We start from the raw sequence: 21917 nt of genomic DNA, 5'->3' as shown, positions 1-21917 counted from the left end.
CGCAGGAGTCAACGATGTTCACGTCCCTCTGGATCGCCAAGACCGGCCTCGATGCGCAGCAGACGCGCATGGACGTCGTGTCGAACAACCTCGCCAACACCAACACCACCGCTTTCAAGCGGTCGCGTGCCGAGTTCGAGGACCTGTCCTACCAGAACCGTGGCCAGGCCGGCGCGCAGACGACGGAGCAGACCCAGTCGCCCACCGGTTTCATGATCGGCACGGGTGTGCGCGTGGTCGGCACGCAGAAGATGTTCGACGACGGCGGCGTGCAGCAGACGGGCAACCCGCTGGACGTGCGCATCGAAGGCCGCGGATTCCTCCAGGTAACCATGCCCGACGGCACCGTGGGCTATACGCGCGACGGCGCGCTGAAGCAGGATCAGGACGGCCAGATCGTCACCAACGACGGCTACCCCATCGAGCCGGCCATCACCATTCCGGCCAACGCGAAGACGATCACCATCGGCAAGGACGGCACGGTGAGCGTCACGACCGCGGCCAGCGCCGCCTCGCAGCAGATCGGCACCATCCAGCTGGCCGACTTCGTGAACCCCGCCGGCCTCGAGCCGCGCGGCGACAACATGTACCTGGAGACGGCAGCCAGCGGCGCGCCGCAGACGGGTACGGCCGGTCTCAACGGGCTCGGCACCCTCGAGCAGAACTCCCTCGAAACGTCGAACGTCAACGTGGTCGAGGAAATGGTGAACATGATCGAGACGCAGCGCGCCTACGAGATGAACTCGAAGGCCATCTCCGCGGCCGACCAGATGCTGCAGTTCATCTCCAACAAGACCTGAGACACCCCATGAATCGTCCCTTCGCCCGCATCCTTGTCGCCGCGCTGCCGCTTCTTGCCCTCGGTGGCTGCGCCATGGTGCCGCCCACGCCGAAGCCCATGTACACGGCCACGCTTCCGGTGGAGCCCGCAGCGCAGCCGCAGGCCACCGGTTCCATCTACGCGGACCAGCAGTCGATGGAGCTGTTCGCCGATCCGCGTGCCCACCGCATCGGCGACATTCTCACCATTACCCTGGTCGAGGCCACGCAGGCCAGCAAGAAGGCGGCAACGAGCACCAGCAAGAAGAACGGCAACAACATCGCCTCGCCCACGCTGCTGGGGCAGGGGCTGCGCATCGGCGGCAACGCGGCCGACAGTTCCCTGTCCAGCAACAACGCGTTCGACGGCAACGGTACTTCCAGCCAGAGCAATCAGCTCACGGGCGAGATCACTGTTACCGTGGCGCAGCGCCTTTCCAACGGCGCGCTCGTGGTCCGTGGCGAGAAGTGGCTCACGATCAACCAGGGCGAGGAACTGGTGCGCATTTCCGGCATCGTCCGTCCCCAGGACATCGGCAACGACAACATCGTGCCGTCCAGCCGCGTCGCCGACGCGCGCATCGAGTACGTAGGCAAGGGCACGCTGGCCGACTCGAACACGCGTGGCTGGCTGTCGCGCTTCTTCGACTCCAAGTGGATGCCGTTCTGATGAACGCCTTTCGCTCCTTCCACCGTATTGTGCAGGCCTCCTTCGCCGTGCTGGCGCTCGGGGCCGTCGTCCCCGCGCATGCCGACCGCATCCGCGATCTCGTGCAAGTGGGCGGGGTGCGAAGCAACCAGTTGATCGGTTACGGCCTCGTCGTCGGTCTCGACGGCAGCGGCGATCAGACAAGCCAGACGCCCTTCACCACGCAGAGCCTGGAGAACATGCTCCAGCAGTTCGGCGTGAATGTGCCTGCGAACGTGCGTCCGCAGCTCAAGAACGCGGCCGCCGTCACCATCACTGCGGAACTGCCGCCGTTCGCCAAGCCAGGCCAGCGCATCGATGTGACGGTTTCCTCGATCGGCAATGCCAAGAGCATTCGCGGGGGCGAGCTGCTGATGTCGCCGCTGAAGGGCGCCGACGGTCAGGTCTACGCGATCGCCCAGGGCAGCGTGGTGGTGGGTGGCGTGAGCGCGCAGGGCAAGAGCGGTTCCAGCGTGCAGGTGAACATTTCGGCCAGCGGCCGCATTCCCGGCGGCGCCAGCATCGAGCGCAGCGTGGCCTCGTCCTTCGACAAGGGCGGCGACATCATGCTGAACCTCAACACCGCCGACTTCACCACCGCCGCGCGCATCGCGCAGGCGGTGAACCAGTCGTTCGGCGCGGGTACGGCGAATGCCGTCGACTCCGCCTCGGTGGCGGTTCGTGCGCCGATCGATCCGTCGCAGCGGGTTTCCTGGCTGTCGACCATCCAGGCGCTCGAAGTCACTCCAGGCGACGCACCGGCACGAATCATCGTGAATTCGCGCACCGGTACCGTCGTGATCGGCTCCGACGTGAAGGTCGGCGCCGCTGCGGTGGCCCACGGCGCCATCCAGGTCACCATCAGCGAGCAGCCGCAGGTCAGCCAGCCGGCGCCATTCAGCCGCGGCCAGACCGCCGTCGTGCCGAGCAGCCAGGTGGCGGTGAGCGAGGAAGGCGGCCACATGTTCAAGTTCGGCCCGGGCACCAGCCTCGACGCCATCGTGCGTGCGGTGAACCAGGTGGGCGCGTCGCCCAGCGACCTTATCTCCATCCTCCAGGCGCTGAAGGAATCCGGCGCCCTGCACGCCGAACTGGTGGTGATCTGACATGGCCGCGCCCGTCGACACCCAGAGGCTTGGCACCTACACGGACATGTCCGCGTTCGCGGGCTTGCGCTCGGCGGCCCAGAAGGACTCCAAGGCCGCCCTCCCGGTTGTCGCGAAGCAGTTCGAATCCATCTTCACGCAGATGATGCTGAAGTCCATGCGCGATGCGAGTTCCGCGCTGGGCGACGACATCATGGGCTCGCAAGCGGGCAACGCGTACCGCGACATGTTCGATCACCAGCTGTCGCTGACCTTGTCGCAGGGTCGCGGCATCGGCATCGCCGACATGCTCATTCGCCAGCTGGGTGGCAGCGCCGCGTCGCCGGCCGCCGCTTCCAACGATCCTTTCGCGGGCGTGACGGGCGATGCGAGCACGGTGGATTCCGTGTCGTCGCCTTCGGATCAGCAGAGCGGCCTCATGGATTCGCTGGAGCGCATGCTCGGCAATGCCGGGCGCGCGGTGGGCGAGGGCGCCGATGCCGTCGCCGGCGCGGTGGGCAAGCTGTCGGTGTCCAGCCCGGAGGAATTCGTGCAGAAGTTTGCACCGCACGCCATCGAGGCGGCGAAGAAGCTCGGCGTGTCTGTGCGTGCATTGCTTGCGCAGGCCGCGCTGGAAACCGGCTGGGGCAAGCACATGCCGGCACAGGGCCACACCAGCAGTTTCAACATGTTCGGCATCAAGGCCGGAAGCAGCTGGGACGGCAAGCGCGTGAATGTGCCGACGCTCGAATACGAAGATGGCGTGGCCGTGCGCCGCAAGGACAGTTTCCGCGCGTACGACTCGCCGTCCGACTCGTTCAAGGACTATGCCGACATGGTATCCAGCAGCCCCCGCTACGCGAGCGCGGTGGGCCGAGGCGACGATGTCGCCGGCTTCGCGCATGCCCTGGTGAAGGGCGGTTACGCCACCGATCCCAGCTATGCGCGCAAGCTCACCGACATCGCAAACGGCCCGATCATGAAGCAGGCGCTCGCGGCGCTGAAGCAGATCGCGGCGGAACTGTGATCCGCATGCCGACCACGGATTAGAAAGGGAATACGACGATGGCCGATCTGCTCTCCACCGGTGTCTCCGGGCTGCTTGCCTCGCAGGTAGGCCTGTCCACGGTGGGCCACAACATCAGCAACGTGAACACCGCGGGTTATACCCGGCAGATCACGAACTTCAATGCGCGCACACCGCAGTTCAACGGCGGCTATTACATCGGGCAGGGAGCCGATGCGGTCAGCGTCCAGCGCGCCTACAGCCAGTTCCTCACCCAGTCCGTGTGGTCGGCCAACTCCGGGCAGAGCCGCGCGCTGCAATACGCGGGGCTCACTGCCGCGGCGAACAATGCGGTGAGCGGGTCGGCCAACCTGCAGACGGCGCTCGACGGTTTCTTCGGCGCGGTCAGCGATGTGGCCAATGCGCCGGTGGACACGGCGAGCCGCCAGGCACTGCTCGGCAAGGCCAGCTCGCTCGTCTCCACGTTCCGCTCGCTGTCGTCGCAGTTCCAGCAGATCGACCAGCAGACGAACCAGGAAATCAGCAACTCCGTCGACAGCATCAACAGCCTGGCCAAGAGCATCGCCGATCTGAACGGCCAGATCGCGCGCGCTTCCATCGGCGGCGCCGCACCGAACGACCTGCTGGACGCGCGCGATCAGGCCATCTCGCAGCTGTCGCAGATCGTCGGCGTGAACGTGAGCCAGGGCAGCGACAACATGGTCACGGTGTCCGTCGGTAACGGCTTGCCGCTGGTGAACGGCACGGATTCGACGAAGATCGCCACCGCCAACAACCCGTACGACAGTTCGCGGCTGGAAATCGTCGGACCGACCGGATCGATCATCAGCAATCAGCTAGGCTCCGGTTCCCTCGGTGCCACGTTCGATTTTCGCACCAACGTACTCGATCCCGCACGGAACCAGCTTGGCCGCTCCGCCATCGCGCTGACGGATGCCTTCAACAAGCAGCATGCGCAAGGCATCGACCTCAACGGCGACGCCGGTGGCGACTTCTTCAATATTGCCGACCCCGCGGTCTTCGACAACACGGGCAACAAGGGCAACGCACAGGTCGCGGCGAAGATCACCGACGTCGGCAAGCTGGGTGCATCCGATTACGTCATGCGTTTCGACGGCACGAAGTGGTCGGTCACGACTACGGCGGGCGTTGCCGTTCCATCGACGGGTACCGGTACGGCCGCCGATCCCATCCTCATCGACGGCCTCGCCATCACCGTGCCCTCGGGCGTGCCCCAGGCGGGCGACAGCTTCCAGATCCAGCCCACGCGCAACGCCGCGTCGACCATGAGCGTGGCCATCAGCGACACGAACAAGATCGCGGCTTCCGGTCCGCTGGCGGCCAGCAAGGGTTCCGCGAACACCGGCAAGGCCACCCTGGGCAACCTCACGGTCACCGATCCCACCGATCCGGCGTTCAACACGCCGGTGAACATCGTCTTCACTTCGCCCACCACGTATACGATCAACGGCGGGGCGCCGCAGACCTACGCTGCCGGCGACACCATCACCGGCAACGGCTGGACGCTCAAGCTTTCGGGCACACCTGCCGCTAACGATACTTTCAGCGTGAAGCCGGCCGGTTCGGCCAGCGGTGACAACGGAAACGCGCTTGCCCTGGCGGATGTCGCCAACAAGGGCGTGCTCGACAATGGCGTCACCACCGTGGGCAAGTCCTACAGCCAGTTGATCGCACAGGTGGGCACGGCGGGCGCGCAGGCGAACACCGCGCTCGACGCGCAGCAGAGCATCCTCGACCAGGCCACGTCGGCGCAGCAGAGTCTTTCGGGAGTGAACATGGACGAGGAAGCCGCCAACCTCCTGCGTTTCCAGCAGTCCTACGCGGCCGCCGCACAGGTCATCAACGCGGCGAACACCATCTTCGATTCCCTCCTGAGCGCGGTACGGGGCTGATCATGCGTATTTCCACTTCCTGGGGGCAGCAGCAGGCCGTCAACACGATGCTGGACCGGCAGTATTCGCTGTCGCAGACCCAGCTGGCGCTCGGCAACGGCAAGGCCATCCAGACGCCGGCCGACAACCCCGCCGCTGCCGCCCGCGCCGTGGACACCAGTTCGGCCGCCGCTCAGAACGACCAGTACACGCGCAACATCCAGTCCGCCACCACGCGCCTTTCCGTCGAAGAACAGGCACTGAATTCGGCGGGCGACATCCTCGACCGTATCCGTTCGCTCACGCTGGAAGGCATGAACGGCACGCAGACGGACGAATCCCGCCAATCGATCGCCACGGAGCTGCGGCAGACGCTCAAGCAGCTGGTAGCGCTGGGCAATACGCGCGACGGGCAGGGCGAGTACATCTTCGCGGGTAGCCGCACCACCACGCAGCCTTTTACCATCGACGGCCTCACGGTGAACTACGGTGGCGATCAGAGCCAGCGCATGGTCGCCGCTGCGGCCGGTCTCCAGGTGGCCACCGGCGACAGCGGTTCCGACGTCTTCATGGCCATCCGCGGCGGCAACGGCACATTCATCACCAGCGCGGGCGCCGCCAACACCGGCACGGCCGTGGTCGGGTCCACCTCGGTCACCGACGCGTCGGCGTGGGACGGTGGCAACTACACCATCACCTTCACCACGGCCACGGATTACGAGATTCGCGACAATGCGGCGCTTCCGACGGATCCGCCGCTCGCCACGGGTACCTATACCGGCCAGACAGGCACGATCAACTTCAAGGGCGCGCAACTCAATATCACCGGGACTCCCGCCGCCGGCGATACGTTCGCGGTGGGTCCCTCGTCGTCGCAGGACGTCTTCTCCACCGTCGCGGGCATCATCAATGCCTTCGAGGCACCGGGTGGCGGCGCGCCCATGAACAACCAGATCAACGCGCAACTGCAGAACCTCGATCAGGCGTCCACCAGCTTCCTCAACACGCGCACGAAGATCGGCGCGCGCATGAATACGCTCGACCAGCAGTCGCAGATCGGCGACGACGTGAAGCTGCAGTACCAGACCACGCTGTCCAATCTGCAAGACCTCGACTACGCCAGCGCAACGAGCCAGTTCGTGCAGCAGCAGTCGGCGCTCACTGCGGCGCAGCAGGCGTACGTGAAAATGCAGAACCTCACGTTGTTCAATTACCTCAAGTAACACGCAGAGGTAGCTAGAGAGGCATCTGTGGGAGCCGCTTCAGCGGCGATGGGGTGCTTGCGATAGATCAGCTTCACGGCGGCCTCAAGGCCGCCTTTTTCTTGCGGTCCGGACAAGGTGGTCGCGCTGTCGGGTTCGACCCTCGCGTCTCGATGGGACATCTCATGAAATTCGCCCTAAATCCTCTCCGGAAGCGGCCGATAACTTCCGCGACAGAGCCATGAGGCGGCATGCCTTCGGCCCTGATCAAGAAAGTTGTTGACAGGTACAAAAAGTCCTCAAGTTCCTCCCCGGCGTGCCGTAAACCTCTCCGAGGCGGAAGGCTTCCCTAACGGAACCCCGCCGGACAACGCCGCACAACTTCCGGCAATTCGGTTCCGCTTACAAAGGATCAAAATCCCATGGCTCTGACCATCAACACCAACATCATGTCGCTGAATGCTCAGCGTAACCTGAGCACCTCGCAGACGAAGCTGTCGTCCGCGATCGAGCGTCTGTCGTCGGGTAACCGCATCAACAGCGCGAAGGACGACGCCGCCGGCCTCGCCATTTCGACCCGCTTCACCACCCAGATCAACGGCCTGACCCAGGCTGTCCGCAACGCCAACGACGGTATCTCGCTGTCGCAGACCACCGAGTCGGCGCTGGACGAAGTCACGAACAACCTGCAGCGCATCCGCGAACTGGCCGTGCAGTCGACCAACGCGTCGAACTCCGCCAGCGACCGCGCCGCTCTGGACGCCGAAGTGCAGCAGCGTCTGTCGGAAGTCACCCGCATCGCCACGCAGACCAACTTCAACGGCATGAAGGTGCTCGACGGTTCGGCCAAGGAGCTCAGCTTCCAGGTCGGCGCGAACGTCGGTGAAGTCATCACCGTCGGTCTCGACAAGGGTGTGAAGGCGAACCAGATCGGCCAGCTGGCGACGGATTCGGTTGACCTGACCGGTAAGCTCGGTACGACTACCACCGAAGCTGTGGCTACCGACTGGACCGCGGCCAATGCGTCCGCCAAGGGTGTGGTCACGTACGGCAGCAAGAGCGTCGACTGGGGCACTTATACGGGCGCTACCCAGGCGGATGCCGTCAACTTCCTGAAGGCGCAGCTGGGTAGCGACTTCACGGTGGCCAACAATACGACGACGGCGACGTCGATCGACGTGACCGACAACTCGGTGGGCAAGACGCTTGGCGCCGGCGACCTGACCATCTCGGTGGGTGGCGGTACCTCGTTCGACATCACGGGCAACTTCAAGACCGCCCAGGACGTTGCCGACGCCGTGAACTCCCACTCCAGCGAAGGCATCACCGCCTACGTCGGTACCGATGGCAAGCTGAACATCGCCTCGGCCAAGACCATCGCCGTGTCGGGTGCCGAGGCGACCAACCTCGGATTTGCCGCCACCGACGCCGTGAATGTCACGGACACCCTGGCCACCTCGAGCATCAAGACGGTCGACGGCGCCAACGACACGATCAACCGCGTCGACGCCGCCCTGCAGTCGATCTCCGACCTCCGTTCGGACCTCGGCGCCGTGCAGAACCGCTTCGAGTCCACGATCTCCAACCTGCAGAACATTTCGCAGAACCTGACGGCCTCGCGTTCGGCCATCACGGACGCGGATTTCGCCCAGGAAACGGCCAACATGTCCTCGGCCCAGATCCTGCAGCAGGCCGGCGTCTCGGTGCTCGCCCAGGCGAACCAGAGCCAGCAGATCGTCCAGAAGCTGCTCCAGTAACAAGGTAAGACCGCCGGGCCCGGGGCTTCCCGGGCCTTGGCAGGGTAATTGCTTAGTTGTCACGGCTGGCGTTCGCAAGGGCGCCAGCCGTCGACAAATTGGCGCCCAGGCAGTGAGGCGTCTTCAAGGAGAGCTTCATGGCCACGAACCCCGTCAACCTCGGCAGCAGTTCCATCGACGTCGCGTCGATCGTCAAGAACCTCGTCGCCAACAAGCGCAGCGCGCCGGACGCGAAGATAGCTGCCGACAAGCAGACCAATTCCACCCAGATTTCCGCGGTCGGCAATTTCACCTCGTCCCTGACGAGTCTGCAGAGCGCGATCAAGGCCCTCACCGACGGCACGGCGTTCACGACCACAAAGGTCTCCGTGGGCGATTCGTCGGTCTTTACCGCCGCCGCCGACAGCACCGCACAGCCCAACGTCTACAACATCGTCGTCAACCAGCTGGCCACCTCGCAGAAGACGACCTCCGGTGCCTTCGTCGACAGCAAGGCCGCGCTCGGCACCGGTAACCTCACCATCTCCATTGGCGACAAGTCGATGAGCGTGGACATCGCGGACGGCGCGAACTCGCTGGAAAACATCCGCGACATCATCAACAAATCCAAGGACAATCCCGGCGTCACCGCCAGCATCGTCACCGGCACCGACGGCGCGCATCTGGTGCTCACCTCCTCGGTCACCGGCAAGGACAACGCCTTCAAGGTCGTCACCAGCGGCGGCGACGGGGGGCTTTCCCAACTGGATTTCGATCCGGCCACGGATACGCCGACCGTCAAGGCACAGGACGCCCTGTTCACGATCGACGGGCTCGCTGCGAGCAGCCCCACCAACGTCGTCACGAAGGCGATCGACGGTGTGACCCTGACGCTCTCCAAGGTTACCCCCAAGAACACCGACGGCAGTGTCACCCCGACAACCTTCACCATCACCAATGACACCAGCGCCGTCTCCACCGCGCTCGGCGCCCTGGTGACCTCGTACAACGCCTTCGTCTCGACCTACCAGCAGCTGACCAAGTACGACGCCACCAACCAGCAGGTGGGCGCGCTGATCGGCGATGCCACGGTCAACTCGATCAAGAGCCAGGTCTCGACCCTCATCGGCTCACAGTTCACCGGCAACGCCAGCGGTCCCACCTCGCTCAGCGACCTGGGCGTCGCCTTCCAGGTCGATGGCACGCTGAAGCTGGACACCACCAAGCTCAACAAGGCCCTGGCGGACAATCCGAGGGAAACCCAGAACCTACTCAGCGGCGACAACGGCATCGCGCCGAAGCTGGACAAGCTGATCACCGGCTGGACGTCCACCACCGGCATCCTCACCCAGCGCACGAACAACCTGAACCAGAAGACGAAGGACCTGCAGGACCAGGCGGACAACCTCGACAAGCAGATGCAGGATTACACCGACCGCCTCACCAAGCAGTACACGGCGCTCGACGCGATGATGACCAAGCTTGCCGGCACCAGCAGCTATCTCCAGCAGCAGTTCGACGCGCTCACGGCCAGCAAGTAACGGCAGCTCCAGGAAAAGATACCCATGGCACTCGGATATTCCCAAGGCGCAGGCGCCTACCAGCAGGTCCGCACGCAGGGCGGCGTCGAAACCGCCGATCCCCACGGCCTCATCACCATGTTGATGGACGGTGCGCTGGAACGGATGCGCTTCGCGCGCGGCTGCATTGCCACCGGTAACGTGGCGGGGAAGGGCGAAGCAATCTCCAAGGCCATCGAGATCGTCGGGGCCCTGCAGGCGGCGCTGAATCCCGAGGTCGGCACGTCGCTGGTCGCCCGCCTTGAGGGCCTGTATGACTACATCAACCGTCGCCTCCTTCACGCCAACCTGCACAACGACAGCGAAGCACTCGAGGAGGTAGGCCGGCTGCTCGGCCAGATCCGCGACAGCTGGGTCGCCATTCCCGTCGAGGCGCGGCAAGTCGCCGGAGCCGGCGCATGACCGACACCTGGTGCGACCTCGACCGTGTGCTCGATCTGACCGAGTCGATGCATGCCGCCGCCAGCGAAGGCCGCTGGGACGACCTGACCGCGCTGGAGGCCGAGCGCGAACCGGTCCTCCGCCGCGGTACGATGCGGCCGGCCCCGGAAACGCTGGAGTCGCTGAAGTCCATCATGCTGCTCGACGGACTCATCAAGGACCTGGTGTCCGCGGCGCGGGACGAAGCCGCCGTGGCGTGGGACGCTTCCCGCCGGGTCCGCCGAGCGGTGGCCGCGTATAGTTCGTTCTGAGCGACAACCTTCTGCTTGGGGGCAGGGCGCATGGGTGACGAAGGCTGGCAGGCATTTTCCGAGCGCGTGACCTGGGACGCGGCCTTTCACGCCACGTGCGAGGCGGCGCCCCGTCCCGATGCGGCCGCCCTCGGGCTCGTCAACGACCGCAATGCGAGTGTCCTGGTCGCCGTGTCGGCGCTGATGGACCGCCGGGCCGAAAACAATGAGGACGACGGCCAGCTGTCCCAGGAGGTGGCGCGCCTCGACGCCAAGCTCAACGTACTCATGGAGATCGTCAACCGGCTGCTGCTGCCGCAGTCGGCCCTGCCGCCGCGGGTTTCCGTGCGCTTCAACGCCGTGGGCGCCGTGCTGCCCTGGGCCGATCTGCCGCCCGTGGGCCAGCCCGTCATGCTGCGGCTTCACTTCGACGCCTGTCGGGCACTGCCGCTCGAATTACCCGGTGTCCGCCTTGCCGGGCCCAGCGACGGCCGTGGATTCATTGGCTTCGAAGGGCTGTCCGAAGCCGTTCGCGACGGTATCGAACGCCTCGTCTTCCGCCAGCACCGGCGCCTGGTGGCGGAGGCCCGCGCCCAGGCGCGCCCCGCCGACGGCGGCTCGGAAGGCATGTGACCTTTTACGTCACGTGACGTAAGAACGTCGCGTGGCGTCCCGCGTCACATTCGTGACGTGAGTCGTCACGAACGGGCGGAGCCCACACCCTGCCGGAAGGCAACGACCCCCGACGGTCTCTTGTCGTACCTATGTGAACGCCGCGCCACCACGTCAATTTCCGTTGGCGTGCGTCGGAATTCCGGCGTTGGCACGCTCCTTGATTGATACCTTGCAACGAAGCCGACGGGATTCCAGCACGGAGCCCGCCTGATCCCTTCGATCCAACGCAAAAGCGAGGTATCCCCCGGTGAAGTCTTCCCAGTTTCTCGTCGTCGAATCCGATGCAGCACGCACCGAGAGCGTCGTCTCCGCCCTGGCTTTCCTGGGTTACCGGCCGGTGCTCGCCAGCCGCATGCAGGCGGCTGAAGCGAACGAGGGCTGGCGCGGCGTGTACGTCGGTACGGCCGAAGACGAGAACGAACTGGAGGGCTATCTCGCCGCCGTGGGCCGCCAGGGCCGGAACCTTCCGATGCTGGTTGCCTCGGATTCCCCGCTGGCTACCCTGCTTGTTTCCGACGACGCCCGTAGCGGCAGCGTCGAACTGATCGACATGCCGCTGCGCTACGAGCGCCTCTCCGAGGCCCTTCGCGCCTTGCAGTCGCGCATGGAGCCGGTGCAGGCCAGCCGCCGCTTCGTGGGCCAGTCCGGCCCCATGCAGCGCGTGAACGCGCTGATCCGCCAGGTGGCGCCTTTCGATTCCAGCGTGCTGGTGCTCGGCGAATCCGGCAGCGGCAAGGAACTGGTGGCCCGGACCATCCACGATTGCTCCCCGCGCCGCGACAAGCCGTTCGTGGCGATCAATTGCGGCGCCATTCCCGCCGAGCTGCTCGAAAGCGAACTGTTCGGCCACGAGAAAGGTGCATTCACCGGCGCCATCAGCACCCGCAAGGGCCGCTTCGAGATGGCCGAGGGTGGCACGCTCTTCCTCGACGAAATCGGCGACATGAGCCTGCCCATGCAGGTGAAGCTGCTTCGCGTACTGCAGGAGCGCGTGTTCGAGCGCGTGGGCGGGAATCGCCCGCAGCGCTGCGACGTGCGCATCATCGCCGCCACCCATCGCGACCTCGAGGGCGCCATCGAGCGCGGCAGCTTCCGCGAAGACCTCTTCTACCGTCTCAGTGTGTTCCCGCTGGAGATGCCCCCGCTGCGCCAGCGCCTGGAAGACCTGCCGGCGCTCATCAGCGAGTTCAATCAGCGTCTCGTGCAGCGCGGCCTTTCCCCGGTCCGTTTCTCGCCCAGCGCGATGGGTGCGCTGTGCCGCCACGGCTGGCCCGGCAACGTCCGCGAGTTGTCCAACCTGGTCGAGCGCATGGCCATCCTCATGCCGCACGGCGAGGTGCGTGCGGCCGACCTGCCCGAGAAGTACCGCGGTGCGCTGCCGGTGGAAGAGGTGTCCGGTGCCGCGCTCATCGCCATGATGGAAGCCGAGCCGGAAGTCACCGAATCGTTCGGCTATGTCGCCGACGGCGATCCTTCCGTGCTGCCGCAGGGCGGTCTGGACCTCAAGGACCACCTGGCCGGCATCGAAATCGGCCTGATTCGCCAGGCGCTGAACTCGGCAAACGGTGTGGTCGCGCACGCTGCCAAGCTGCTTCGTGTCCAGCGCACCACGTTGGTGGAAAAGCTCCGCAAGTACGGCTTGTCCGAGACCGCGCAGGCCGGCTGACAGCCGTCGTTGGTTGGCACAGGACGTGCATCGGGTGTCGCAAACCCGATAACGCGTTGGAAAACCGTCATGACCACGATCGACGTCAACAGCCTCCTGCTCCAGATGCGCCGCATCAGCGCGCAGACCGAGATGCCCGCGCTGCGTGGCGTGGGCGAGGCGGCTCCGGCGGAGAAGGGCGCCTTCGGCGATCTTCTGAAGCAGTCGATCGAGGGCGTGGCGCAGACCCAGGCGAAGGCGGCGAGCATGTCGGCGGCTTTCGAGCGAGGCGACCCGGGCATCGATCTCGCCCAGGTGATGATCCAGGGACAGAAGGCCGACCTCTCGTTTCGCGCCATGACCGAAGTGCGCAACAAGATGGTCGATGCCTACAAAGAAATCATGAACATGTCGATCTGATCGACATGCGCGCAAAGACAGGATTCGAGTTGAACCATGGCAGATAACGGCGTCGCCACAACCGACAGCAACACAGCTTCGCGCATGGATTCGCTGAAGTCGCTGGCACAGACGCCCGCGATGCGGCAGCTCTTCATGCTGGCGGGTATCGCTGCGGCCGTCGCCATCGGTATCGCCGCGGTGATGTGGTCGCGCGCACCGAACTACGGGCTGCTTTACGGTGGTCTGGAACAGAAAGACGCCGCCGCCGTCACCCAGGCGCTGCAGGCCGCCAACACGCCCTATACGTTGAGCGCCGACGGCAGTTCCATCTTCGTGCCCGCGGCCGATGTCGCAGGTGTTCGTCTGAAGCTCGCCGGCCAGGGGCTGCCGCAGGGCAGCGCCGCCAGTGCCATACCGCAGGCGGACTCGCCGTTCGGCATGAGCGACATGGCCGAGCGCAGCCGCTACCAGTCGATGCTGGAAAGCGACCTTTCCAACACCATCGCCGGATTGCAGTCCGTGCGCGCCGCGCGTGTGCACCTCGCGTTGCCCAAGCCTTCCGCTTTCATTCGCGACAACAAGCCGGCCAGCGCCTCGGTGGTGGTCACGTTGTATCCGGGGCGCCAGCTCGACCAGGGACAGGTGGCCGCCATCGTCCACCTCATCGCGGCCAGCGTGCCGGGTCTGGACACGCGCCAGGTGTCGGTCATCGATCAGGGCGGCAATCTGCTCACGGTAAGCGACCCTGACAGCGCGCAGGCCATCGGCGACAGCCGCCTGCGCCTGTCCAACCGTATCGAAGCCACTTACACGCAGCGCGTGGAGGACCTGCTCACGCCCCTGGTCGGTGCCGGCAAGGTGAGGGCACAGGTTTTCGCGGACCTCGACTTCTCGCAGACCGAGAAAGCCAGCGAAACCTTCAATCACGACAACCCGGCCCTGCGCAGCGAGCAGACCAGCAGCGACACACGCACGGACCCGGCCAGCAACGGCGGCGTGCCGGGCGCGCTCAGCAACCAGCCGCCGAACACCGGCGCCAACGCCACGGCGGCCAATCCGGGCGCCGGCGGCAAGCCGGGCGCGCAGGCAAGCACGCAGACCGCACAGCAGACGCCCACGCAACAGAGCCAGAGCGCCACCCGCAACTACGAACTCGACCGCACGGTCAGCCACGTCACGGATCCCGCCGGCAAGGTGGCCCGTCTGTCGGTGGCGGTGGTGGTCGACAACAAGCAGGTTCCCGACAAGGACGGCAAGCTGAAGAGCGTGCCGTTCACGCCGGAAGAATTGACCCGGCTCACCGAACTCACCAAGAACGCCGTGGGCTTCAGCGCCCAGCGTGGCGACAGCGTCAGCGTCATCAACGAGCCGTTCCGCGGGAACATCGTCGACGACGCGCCGCAGACCATGCCATTCTGGGAACGTCCGGGCATGCTCGACCTGATCAAGCAGGGCCTTGGCGTGATGGTTGCCCTGATCGTCGGCTTCTTCGTGTTGCGCCCGATCCTGAAGGGGCTGCTGAAGCCGGCTCCGCTGGCTATGAACAACGTGGCGCTTGCCGGACCGATGCCTACCGTCTCGGTCATGGTGGACGACGATGACATGACACCTGACCGTGTCTCCACCTCGCAGGCCCAGCTCGGCTCCCCCGCGCTGCTGGCCTACGAACAGAAGGTGGGCCTTGCCAAGCGCATGGCCGCCGAAAATCCGAAACAGGTGGCGCAGGTCGTGAAGAGCTGGGTATCCGAAGATGGCGGCTGAGAAAGAAAACCTCACCGGCGCACAGAAGGCGGCGATTCTCCTGCTCACGCTGGGCGAGGAGGACGCGGCGTCCATCCTGAAGCACCTCGGCGCACGTGACGTGCAGGCCGTGGGTACGGCGATGGCCGCGCTGAAGAACGTCAGCAAGGAGCAGGTGGACCAGGTCCTCACCAAGCTCCAGGAGGACGTGGGCCAGCACACGGCGATCGGCGTCGGCACCGAGGAATACATTCGCCGCATCCTCGTCAACGCGTTGGGCGAGAACAAGGCCGGCGGCCTCATCGACCGTATCCTTCTCGGCCGTAGCAGCAAGGGCCTGGAATCGCTGAAGTGGATGGAGAGCCGAGCCATCGCCGAGATGATCGGGCAGGAGCATCCGCAGATCATCGCGCTTGTCATGGCGCACCTGGAGGCCGATCAGGCCGCCGAAGTCATCGGATATCTGCCTGCGCGCACGCGCAGCGACGTCGTGATGCGCATCGCCACGCTGGACGGCGTGCAGCCGCACGCGTTGAACGAACTCGACGAAATCATGGAGCGCCAGTTCTCGGGCAATTCCACCAAGCTGAAGTCCGCTACCGTGGGCGGACTCAAGGCCGCGGCCGATATCCTCAACGCGATGGAGACGGCGCGCGAGGCCGAACTCATGGCATCCATCCGGGGCATCGACTCCACGCTCGGCGAGCGCATCGAGGAACTCATGTTCGTCTTCGACGACCTGGCCGACCTCGACGACCGCAGCATGCAGACACTGCTGCGCGAAGTGCCGTCGGCACGCCTCATCACGGCCCTGAAGGGCGCGGAAAGCGCCATTCGCGAGAAGATCTTCGCGAACATGTCCAAGCGCGCCGCCGACATGCTGCGCGACGACCTCGAGGTCAAGGGGCCGGTCCGCCTTTCCGAGGTCGACGCGGCCCAGAAAGAAGTGCTCGCCACCGCGCGCCGTCTCGCCGACGCCGGCCAGATCAACCTCGCCGGCGGCGGAGAAGAGTTCGTCTGATGAGCCTCACGTCCATCCTCGCGCGGGAACGCGTATCGCAGTTCGAACGCTGGGAACTTCCCGTCGTGGGCGCGCCGGAGTCCCGCGATGTGGCCGAGGTGCCGGACGACGGTCCGCAGCGGCCCACCGTGGCCGAAATCGAGGCCATCGAGCGGCAGGCGCGAGAAGAGGGATTCAATGCCGGCCTTGCCGAAGGCCGCGCGATGGCGAAGCGCGAGCTGGCCGCCCAGGTCGCCCGCCTCGAAGCGCTGTTTGCCGCGGTGGAGCGCCCGTTCGCCGATCTGGACAACGATGTCGTCGGCGACCTCGCCCTGCTCGCGACCACCATCGCCGAGCGTGTGCTGGGCTACGAACTGGCCACGCGGCCGGACAAGATCATCGACGTGGTGCGCCAGGCCGTGGATGCGTTGCCGGCGGCTACGCGTCACCTGAAGATTCATCTCCATCCGGCGGATGCCGCGATCGTGCGCGAACATCGGTCCTCGCTCGACCACGAAGGCACGGTGGTCGACGACGCCACTCTCGAACGCGGCGACGTCCGTCTGGAAAGCGAGCATTCGCGACTCGATGCACGCGTGCGCACCCGCCTCGCGGCGGTGATCGACAGTGTGCTGCAGGGCCAGGACACATCCGCCGATCCTGAGGCCGAGGCGTCGTGAGCGCCGAGCGTCACGTCGCGACGCGCAACGCGCACTGGCGCGAGGCGCTTGCCGCGCAGCGGGCGAACGCCGAGCAGGTTCGGCCGCTGCAGGCTGAAGGCAAGCTGCGTCGCGTCGTAGGTCTCACCCTCGAAGCAGTCGGCTGCGAGGCGCCCGTGGGCGCGCGCTGCATGGTCGCCGGCGCCGACGGTCGCCAGCTCGAAACGGAGGTGGTCGGTTTCTCCGATGGCCGTCTGTTGTTGATGCCTACCGGCGAGATGCATGGCGTGCTGCCCAACGCGCGCGTCACGCCGGTGGCCGCCGTGTCCGGGATTCCGGTGGGCGATTCGCTGCTCGGCCGTGTCATCGGTTCCGATGGCGTGCCGCTCGACGGGCAGGGCCCGCTGCTGGCGCGCGAACGTGCACCGCTCCGGCGCGACCCGATCAATCCCATGCTGCGCCGCCCGATCGACACGCCGCTGGACACCGGTGTGCGGGCGATCAACGCGCTGCTCACGGTCGGCCGCGGTCAGCGCATCGGTCTGTTCGCCGGCTCGGGCGTCGGCAAGTCCACGCTCATGGGCATGATGACGCGCTTCACTGACGCCGACGTGGTTGTGGTGGGGCTGATCGGCGAGCGCGGCCGCGAGGTGAAGGAATTCGTCGACCACACACTGGGTGAGGAAGGCCGGCGCAGGGCGGTCGTGATCGCCGCGCCCGCCGACGCCCCGCCTCTTTCCCGGCTGCGTGGCGCGCAGGTGGCCACCGCGGTCGCGGAACATTTCCGCGACCAGGGCAAGCGCGTGCTCCTGCTGATGGACTCGTTGACGCGCTATGCCCAGGCACAGCGCGAGATCGCGCTCGCCATCGGCGAGCCGCCCGCGACCAAGGGCTATCCGCCGTCCGTCTTCGCGATGCTGCCGGCGCTGGTCGAGCGCGCGGGCAACGACGCGGAAGGGCGCGGTTCCATCACGGCGTTCTACACCGTGCTGACCGAAGGCGACGATTACCGTCACGACCCGATCGCCGATTCGGCGCGCGCGATTCTCGATGGCCACATTGTCCTGTCGCGCGACATGGCGGAAGCCGGTCATTACCCGGCCATCGACATCGAGGCATCCATCAGCCGTGTCATGCCCGCCGTGGTGAGCAAGGACCACCTGCGCTCGGCACAACGGTTCCGGCAGGTCTATTCCGCTTACCGCCAGCAACGTGACCTCATCGCCGTGGGGGCGTACCAGAAAGGCAGCGATCCGCGCACGGACGAGGCCATCGCCCTTTATCCGCGCCTGTCGGCGTTCCTGCAGCAGGAGACCGATGTGCCGGTGAACCTCGAAGAGGCCGAGGCCGGCCTCGCCGACGTCTCGAAGGCTGACTGATGCCTTCCCGCGCCGATCGCCTGCAACCCGTCGTGGACCTCGCGGCCGAGAAGGCCGAGGAGGCGACGCGCGCACTCGCCACGCAGCAACGCGCGCTCGCCGACGCGGACCACCAGCTGGCCGAGCTGCGCCGCTATCGCAACGAATACGCCGAGATGCCCAACGGTATCGGCGTGAGCGCCTTGCTCAACCGGCAGCAGTTCCTGCAGAAGATCGACATGGCCATCGTGCAGCAGCTGAACGAGGTACAGCGCCGCCAGCGCGCGCTGGAGCGAGCCCGCCAGGAATGGACGGAGGCGCGGGGGCGCGCAAAGGCGCTGGACTCCGTGACCTCGAAGTATCGCGAGCAGGAACGCAAGACGCAGGACCGCCGCGAGCAGGAACAGGCGGACGAGCGTTCGCAACACCGTCGTTCGCCACGTGGCGAAACCTGACGTGTCCGGGCGCCATCACAATGAAAGATCATGATTCGAATCGGGTAACCAGCATGAACAACGCCACCCTCGTGCTCAATGTCGCTCGTCCATCCGCGCCCGCGACGTCGCCTGCGACGGCGCATTCGGCCGAAGACACAACGTCGTCGAAGCGCTTCGACGCCGCGCTGGACGCGGCGCACGCCGACGCACGCGCACCGCGCAAATCGGAGCAGGACGCCACGAAGGAAAACGCGCCTCCGGCAAAGACACCCGATGCGAAGGCCACCGCTGGTCACGACGACAAGCCGGCAAAGAAAGACGAAGCACCCTCGGATGGCACCTCCATCGCCACCGCCATGCTGTCGCTGATCGGGGTTCCGCCCACCGTGGCGGGGGGCGCTGCAAAGGCGCTCGGTGTGGCGAAAGGTGCCGGCGACGCCGGAACGGATGCAGCCGTCGGCACGCCGGGCGGCGCCGTGTCGCTGGCGGGCATGATGCCGGGTACCACCGGCGAGATCGACGCCGCGGCATCCCTCAAGGAGGCCGCCGGTGCGTCGCCCGGGATGAGCGCCGGAGCCCTGTCCACCGGTTCCGCACCCGTGCCCGCCGTCGCGACTTCGTCCTTTACCGCGCTGCTCGCCACCCAGATGGATGCCAAGGCGCCCAAAGACGATGGCGTGAGCGTCGATGCCACCCAGGGTGGCCCCATGCCGTTCGCTCATGCGCAGGGGCTTGGCCAGGGCGCATCGCCCGTGATGCAGTTCCAGGCCACGCAGCCCGCCACGTCGCCTCAGTTCGCGCAGGAGCTCGGCGAACAGATCGCGTGGATGGGTTCCGGGCAGGTGAAGGAGGCGCGTATCAAGCTGCATCCGGAAGAACTCGGCAGCATGGACGTACGCGTGAACCTGGACGGCGGCAAGGTCAACGTGGCCGTCATCGCGCAACATCCGGCGGCCGTGCATGCCGTGCAGCAGACCCTTTCGCAACTCGACAGCATGCTCGCGCACCACGGCCTCTCGCTCGGCCAGGCGGATGTCGGCCAGCGCCAGGCGGAGCAGGGTGGGGGTAGCAGCAACGGCAGCGCGTCCGGGCAGTCAGGCGACACCGCAACGAGCGGCGTGGAGACGGTGACGACCTCGCGCGTGTCCCGTGGCCTTGTGGACGAAGTGGCGTGATGGCGAACACGCTTGTGGGAGCCACTTTTGTAGGAGCCACTTTTGTGGGAGCCACTTTTGTAGGAGCCACTCTTGTAGGAGCCGCACTTGTGGGAGCCGCTTCAGCGGCGATCCCGCGGCAGCGGGCAACCGTGCGACAACACCGCCATCGCCGCTGAAGCGGCTCCCACACAAGGCACGTCAAAGTTCCGGCGCTAAATCTGGCACGACGATTGCACGTCACTCGCAAGCCCATCGCATCAACGTATTCGCAAGAGGTTTTCCCGCATGGCCGCAGCACCCAACGACGCCGCCGAAGGCGCCGCAGTCACTCCCCCGAAGAAGAAAGGCAAGTTGCTGCTGATCGGTGCGCTGGTCGTGCTAGTCGCGGGCGGCGCCGGCGGCTGGGTGCTGATGAAAGGTGGAGCGGGCGGTCACGCCGGTGCGGCCGAGGCGGCCAGGGCGAAACCCGCGATCTATCTCCAGCTTGATCCGGCCTTCGTCGTCAATTTCCAGGACGCCGAGGCGCTGCGCTTCCTCCAGATCGGCGTCAATGTCATGTCGCACGATCCGGAAGCCATCGCCGCAGCCAAGGAAGCCGACCCGGAGATACGCAACGCGTTGCTGATGCTGTTCTCGGCACAGGACATCAAGAGCCTGTCCGACGTGAAGGGCAAGCAGAAACTTCAGGCAGCGGCCCTGGCGGAGATCCAGCGCGTGCTGAAGGAAAAGATCGGCCGTCCCGGTGTCGATGCCGTCTATTTCACCAGCTTCATCATGCAGTGACGGGCGCCCAGCCATGACCGACATCCTTACCCAGGAAGAAATCGACGCCCTCCTTGCGGGTGTGGAAGGCGGCGCGGTGGAAACCGAAGTCGAGCTTCCGCCGCCCGGCGGCATCATGGATTACGACTTCACCCAGCAGGACCGTATCGTCCGCGGCCGTCTGCCGACGCTGGAGATGGTCAACGACCGTTTTGCCCGTTACTTCCGCGCCAACCTGTTTAATGTGCTGCGGAAATCGTGCGAGGTGTCCGTCCTCGGCGTGAAGATGACCAAGTTCAACGAGTACGTGCACTCGCTCGCGGTCCCGAGCAACCTCAACCTCATTCGCATCAAGCCGCTGCGTGGCACCGCGCTGATGGTGTTCGAGCCGCGCCTGGTCTTCACCGTCATCGACAACTTCTTCGGTGGCGACGGCCGCTATCACGCGCGCATCGAGGGCCGCGACTTCACGCCCACCGAGAACCGCGTCATCCAGATCGTACTGCAGGAAGCCTTTGGCGCCATGGCCGAAGCCTGGGCGCCGGTGCTGCGGATGCAGTTCGAATTCCTGAATTCCGAGATCAACCCGCAGTTCGCGAACATCGTCAGCCCGACGGAGACGGTGGTAGTCTCCCGCTTCCATATCGAACTGGACGGCGGTGGCGGCGAAGTGCACCTCACCCTGCCGTATTCGATGGTGGAGCCGATCCGCGAGTTGCTCGATGCCGGCGTGCAGAGCGACCGTGCGGAGCGCGACGAGCGCTGGATCCAGAACCTTCACGAGGAAATCCTGGATGCGGAGGTGGAGATCACCTCGATGCTGGCGGAGGCCCGGCTCACCATCGGCGACTTCCTGCACCTGCGCAAAGGCGACGTGATCCCCATCAGCCTGCCCGAGACAGCCACCGTCTTCGCGGAAGACGTGCCGATCTTCCGTGGCCGCATGGCCAACTCGAACGGCAACAAGGCGATCCAGTTCGAGTCGCTGCTGCGGCGGACCGCGCCGCGCGCCACGGCGGTGCCGATCCAGCCTCTGGAAGTACCGGCCTGAGGGCTGCCGTTCACGCCGTATGGCGGCGGCTCGACCGGCGTACAGGCGACCTGCCCGCTGCCGCGGGATCGCCGGCGTAGCCGGCTCCCACAGAGAGCAGGCTACCCTTCTCCCACAGAGAGCAGGCAGGCCTTCTCCCACAGAGAGCAGGCAGGCCTTCTCCCACAGAGAGCAGGCAGGCCTTCTCCCATAGAGAGCAGGCCTGCTTTTTGTGGGAGCAACTGTCTTTTTCAGTGGATTGCTCACACGGCCGCAGATCGCCATCCAACCTGATCTCGGACCATGGCATTGATGGCCGTGATCAGGCTTCTCATGCAGGCAACGATAGCGA

22 protein-coding genes are annotated in these 21917 nt (G+C 65.8%); all 22 read left to right on the top strand.

The genetic code is table 11. From position 1 onward, the window contains the following. The first annotated feature begins 14 nt into the window (after positions 1-14). The 22 genes from flgG to fliM all read left to right on the top strand — a co-directional run bounded on the left by flgG (position 15) and on the right by fliM (position 21586). The gene (gene flgG / locus HBF26_RS03680; protein ID WP_167025235.1) at positions 15-800 is read left to right on the top strand and encodes a flagellar basal-body rod protein FlgG; all 786 of its coding nucleotides are present in this window, start codon (positions 15-17) and stop codon (positions 798-800) included. An 8-nt stretch (positions 801-808) separates the two neighbouring features. Continuing rightward, the gene (gene flgH / locus HBF26_RS03675; protein ID WP_167123216.1) at positions 809-1489 is read left to right on the top strand and encodes a flagellar basal body L-ring protein FlgH; all 681 of its coding nucleotides are present in this window, start codon (positions 809-811) and stop codon (positions 1487-1489) included. Continuing rightward, the gene (locus HBF26_RS03670; RefSeq protein ID WP_167123214.1) at positions 1489-2613 is read left to right on the top strand and encodes a flagellar basal body P-ring protein FlgI; all 1125 of its coding nucleotides are present in this window, start codon (positions 1489-1491) and stop codon (positions 2611-2613) included. The genes flgH and HBF26_RS03670 overlap by 1 nt, the downstream gene beginning before the upstream one ends. Position 2614: 1 nt before the next feature. Beyond that, positions 2615-3619 carry a flagellar assembly peptidoglycan hydrolase FlgJ gene (gene flgJ / locus HBF26_RS03665; RefSeq protein WP_167123212.1) on the top strand — a complete coding sequence of 335 codons (1005 nt, stop codon included), beginning with the start codon at positions 2615-2617 and terminating at the stop codon, positions 3617-3619. Positions 3620-3657: 38 nt separating this feature from the next. Further along, positions 3658-5532, top strand: a complete 1875-nt coding sequence (gene flgK / locus HBF26_RS03660) for a flagellar hook-associated protein FlgK (RefSeq protein ID WP_167123210.1) — start codon at positions 3658-3660, stop codon at positions 5530-5532. Positions 5533-5534: 2 nt separating this feature from the next. Further along, positions 5535-6734 carry a flagellar hook-associated protein FlgL gene (flgL, locus tag HBF26_RS03655; protein WP_167123208.1) on the top strand — a complete coding sequence of 400 codons (1200 nt, stop codon included), beginning with the start codon at positions 5535-5537 and terminating at the stop codon, positions 6732-6734. Between the two features lie 401 nt (positions 6735-7135). Next, a complete protein-coding gene (locus HBF26_RS03650) occupies positions 7136-8470 on the top strand; it encodes a flagellin N-terminal helical domain-containing protein (protein ID WP_167123206.1) in 1335 nt (444 codons plus the stop codon). Positions 8471-8607: 137 nt separating this feature from the next. Continuing rightward, entirely contained in the window at positions 8608-9990 is a 1383-nt protein-coding gene (gene fliD / locus HBF26_RS03645) for a flagellar filament capping protein FliD (protein WP_167123204.1), read from the top strand. Between the two features lie 24 nt (positions 9991-10014). Further along, positions 10015-10431, top strand: coding sequence for a flagellar export chaperone FliS (gene fliS, locus HBF26_RS03640; protein ID WP_167123202.1), 417 nt, complete (start codon positions 10015-10017; stop codon positions 10429-10431). Beyond that, entirely contained in the window at positions 10428-10721 is a 294-nt protein-coding gene (locus HBF26_RS03635; RefSeq protein ID WP_167123200.1) for a flagellar protein FliT, read from the top strand. The genes fliS and HBF26_RS03635 overlap by 4 nt, the downstream gene beginning before the upstream one ends. A 30-nt stretch (positions 10722-10751) precedes the next feature. Beyond that, complete coding sequence (locus HBF26_RS03630) at positions 10752-11333, top strand: PilZ domain-containing protein (RefSeq protein ID WP_167123198.1); 582 nt, start codon at positions 10752-10754, stop codon at positions 11331-11333. Positions 11334-11622: 289 nt separating this feature from the next. Beyond that, positions 11623-13041, top strand: a complete 1419-nt coding sequence (locus HBF26_RS03625; protein ID WP_167123196.1) for a sigma 54-interacting transcriptional regulator — start codon at positions 11623-11625, stop codon at positions 13039-13041. Positions 13042-13110: 69 nt separating this feature from the next. After that, on the top strand, positions 13111-13440 hold the full coding sequence (fliE, locus tag HBF26_RS03620) for a flagellar hook-basal body complex protein FliE (RefSeq protein ID WP_167123194.1): 330 nt from the start codon (positions 13111-13113) through the stop codon (positions 13438-13440). A 36-nt stretch (positions 13441-13476) separates the two neighbouring features. Continuing rightward, positions 13477-15183, top strand: a complete 1707-nt coding sequence (fliF, locus tag HBF26_RS03615; RefSeq protein WP_167123190.1) for a flagellar basal-body MS-ring/collar protein FliF — start codon at positions 13477-13479, stop codon at positions 15181-15183. Continuing rightward, positions 15173-16183 carry a flagellar motor switch protein FliG gene (fliG, locus tag HBF26_RS03610; RefSeq protein ID WP_167123188.1) on the top strand — a complete coding sequence of 337 codons (1011 nt, stop codon included), beginning with the start codon at positions 15173-15175 and terminating at the stop codon, positions 16181-16183. The genes fliF and fliG overlap by 11 nt, the downstream gene beginning before the upstream one ends. Further along, positions 16183-16842, top strand: coding sequence for a flagellar assembly protein FliH (locus HBF26_RS03605; RefSeq protein WP_167123186.1), 660 nt, complete (start codon positions 16183-16185; stop codon positions 16840-16842). The genes fliG and HBF26_RS03605 overlap by 1 nt, the downstream gene beginning before the upstream one ends. Then, a complete protein-coding gene (gene fliI / locus HBF26_RS03600; protein WP_167123184.1) occupies positions 16839-18200 on the top strand; it encodes a flagellar protein export ATPase FliI in 1362 nt (453 codons plus the stop codon). The genes HBF26_RS03605 and fliI overlap by 4 nt, the downstream gene beginning before the upstream one ends. Further along, on the top strand, positions 18200-18634 hold the full coding sequence (gene fliJ / locus HBF26_RS03595; RefSeq protein ID WP_167123182.1) for a flagellar export protein FliJ: 435 nt from the start codon (positions 18200-18202) through the stop codon (positions 18632-18634). Before fliI ends, fliJ begins: the two co-directional genes overlap by 1 nt. Before the next feature lie 53 nt (positions 18635-18687). Next, positions 18688-19791: a flagellar hook-length control protein FliK gene (locus HBF26_RS03590; protein WP_167123181.1), complete on the top strand. Its 1104-nt coding sequence runs from the start codon at positions 18688-18690 to the stop codon at positions 19789-19791. Next, positions 19791-19949 carry a pentapeptide repeat-containing protein gene (locus HBF26_RS19935; protein WP_425482963.1) on the top strand — a complete coding sequence of 53 codons (159 nt, stop codon included), beginning with the start codon at positions 19791-19793 and terminating at the stop codon, positions 19947-19949. The genes HBF26_RS03590 and HBF26_RS19935 overlap by 1 nt, the downstream gene beginning before the upstream one ends. A gap of 109 nt (positions 19950-20058) precedes the next feature. Further along, the gene (locus HBF26_RS03585) at positions 20059-20556 is read left to right on the top strand and encodes a flagellar basal body-associated FliL family protein (RefSeq protein ID WP_167123179.1); all 498 of its coding nucleotides are present in this window, start codon (positions 20059-20061) and stop codon (positions 20554-20556) included. 13 nt (positions 20557-20569) lie between these two features. Then, entirely contained in the window at positions 20570-21586 is a 1017-nt protein-coding gene (gene fliM, locus HBF26_RS03580) for a flagellar motor switch protein FliM (protein ID WP_167123177.1), read from the top strand. Positions 21587-21917 lie beyond the last annotated feature (331 nt).

It is taken from the genome of Luteibacter jiangsuensis, assembly GCF_011742555.1.
GTDB classification, from domain to species: domain Bacteria; phylum Pseudomonadota; class Gammaproteobacteria; order Xanthomonadales; family Rhodanobacteraceae; genus Luteibacter; species Luteibacter jiangsuensis.
This window is presented reverse-complemented; position numbering and strand designations above follow the sequence as displayed.

Coding starts and splice junctions, on each gene's coding strand:
- fliD (WP_167123204.1), top strand. CDS start 8,608: ATGGCCACGAACCCCGTCAACCTCGGCAGCAGTTCCATCGACGTCGCG.
- fliE (WP_167123194.1), top strand. CDS start 13,111: ATGACCACGATCGACGTCAACAGCCTCCTGCTCCAGATGCGCCGCATC.
- HBF26_RS03635 (WP_167123200.1), top strand. CDS start 10,428: ATGACCGACACCTGGTGCGACCTCGACCGTGTGCTCGATCTGACCGAG.
- flgH (WP_167123216.1), top strand. CDS start 809: ATGAATCGTCCCTTCGCCCGCATCCTTGTCGCCGCGCTGCCGCTTCTT.
- HBF26_RS19935 (WP_425482963.1), top strand. CDS start 19,791: ATGGCGAACACGCTTGTGGGAGCCACTTTTGTAGGAGCCACTTTTGTG.
- HBF26_RS03630 (WP_167123198.1), top strand. CDS start 10,752: ATGGGTGACGAAGGCTGGCAGGCATTTTCCGAGCGCGTGACCTGGGAC.
- fliF (WP_167123190.1), top strand. CDS start 13,477: ATGGCAGATAACGGCGTCGCCACAACCGACAGCAACACAGCTTCGCGC.
- flgJ (WP_167123212.1), top strand. CDS start 2,615: ATGGCCGCGCCCGTCGACACCCAGAGGCTTGGCACCTACACGGACATG.
- flgL (WP_167123208.1), top strand. CDS start 5,535: ATGCGTATTTCCACTTCCTGGGGGCAGCAGCAGGCCGTCAACACGATG.
- HBF26_RS03590 (WP_167123181.1), top strand. CDS start 18,688: ATGAACAACGCCACCCTCGTGCTCAATGTCGCTCGTCCATCCGCGCCC.
- fliS (WP_167123202.1), top strand. CDS start 10,015: ATGGCACTCGGATATTCCCAAGGCGCAGGCGCCTACCAGCAGGTCCGC.
- HBF26_RS03605 (WP_167123186.1), top strand. CDS start 16,183: ATGAGCCTCACGTCCATCCTCGCGCGGGAACGCGTATCGCAGTTCGAA.
- HBF26_RS03650 (WP_167123206.1), top strand. CDS start 7,136: ATGGCTCTGACCATCAACACCAACATCATGTCGCTGAATGCTCAGCGT.
- fliM (WP_167123177.1), top strand. CDS start 20,570: ATGACCGACATCCTTACCCAGGAAGAAATCGACGCCCTCCTTGCGGGT.
- flgG (WP_167025235.1), top strand. CDS start 15: ATGTTCACGTCCCTCTGGATCGCCAAGACCGGCCTCGATGCGCAGCAG.
- fliJ (WP_167123182.1), top strand. CDS start 18,200: ATGCCTTCCCGCGCCGATCGCCTGCAACCCGTCGTGGACCTCGCGGCC.
- flgK (WP_167123210.1), top strand. CDS start 3,658: ATGGCCGATCTGCTCTCCACCGGTGTCTCCGGGCTGCTTGCCTCGCAG.
- fliG (WP_167123188.1), top strand. CDS start 15,173: ATGGCGGCTGAGAAAGAAAACCTCACCGGCGCACAGAAGGCGGCGATT.
- HBF26_RS03670 (WP_167123214.1), top strand. CDS start 1,489: ATGAACGCCTTTCGCTCCTTCCACCGTATTGTGCAGGCCTCCTTCGCC.
- HBF26_RS03585 (WP_167123179.1), top strand. CDS start 20,059: ATGGCCGCAGCACCCAACGACGCCGCCGAAGGCGCCGCAGTCACTCCC.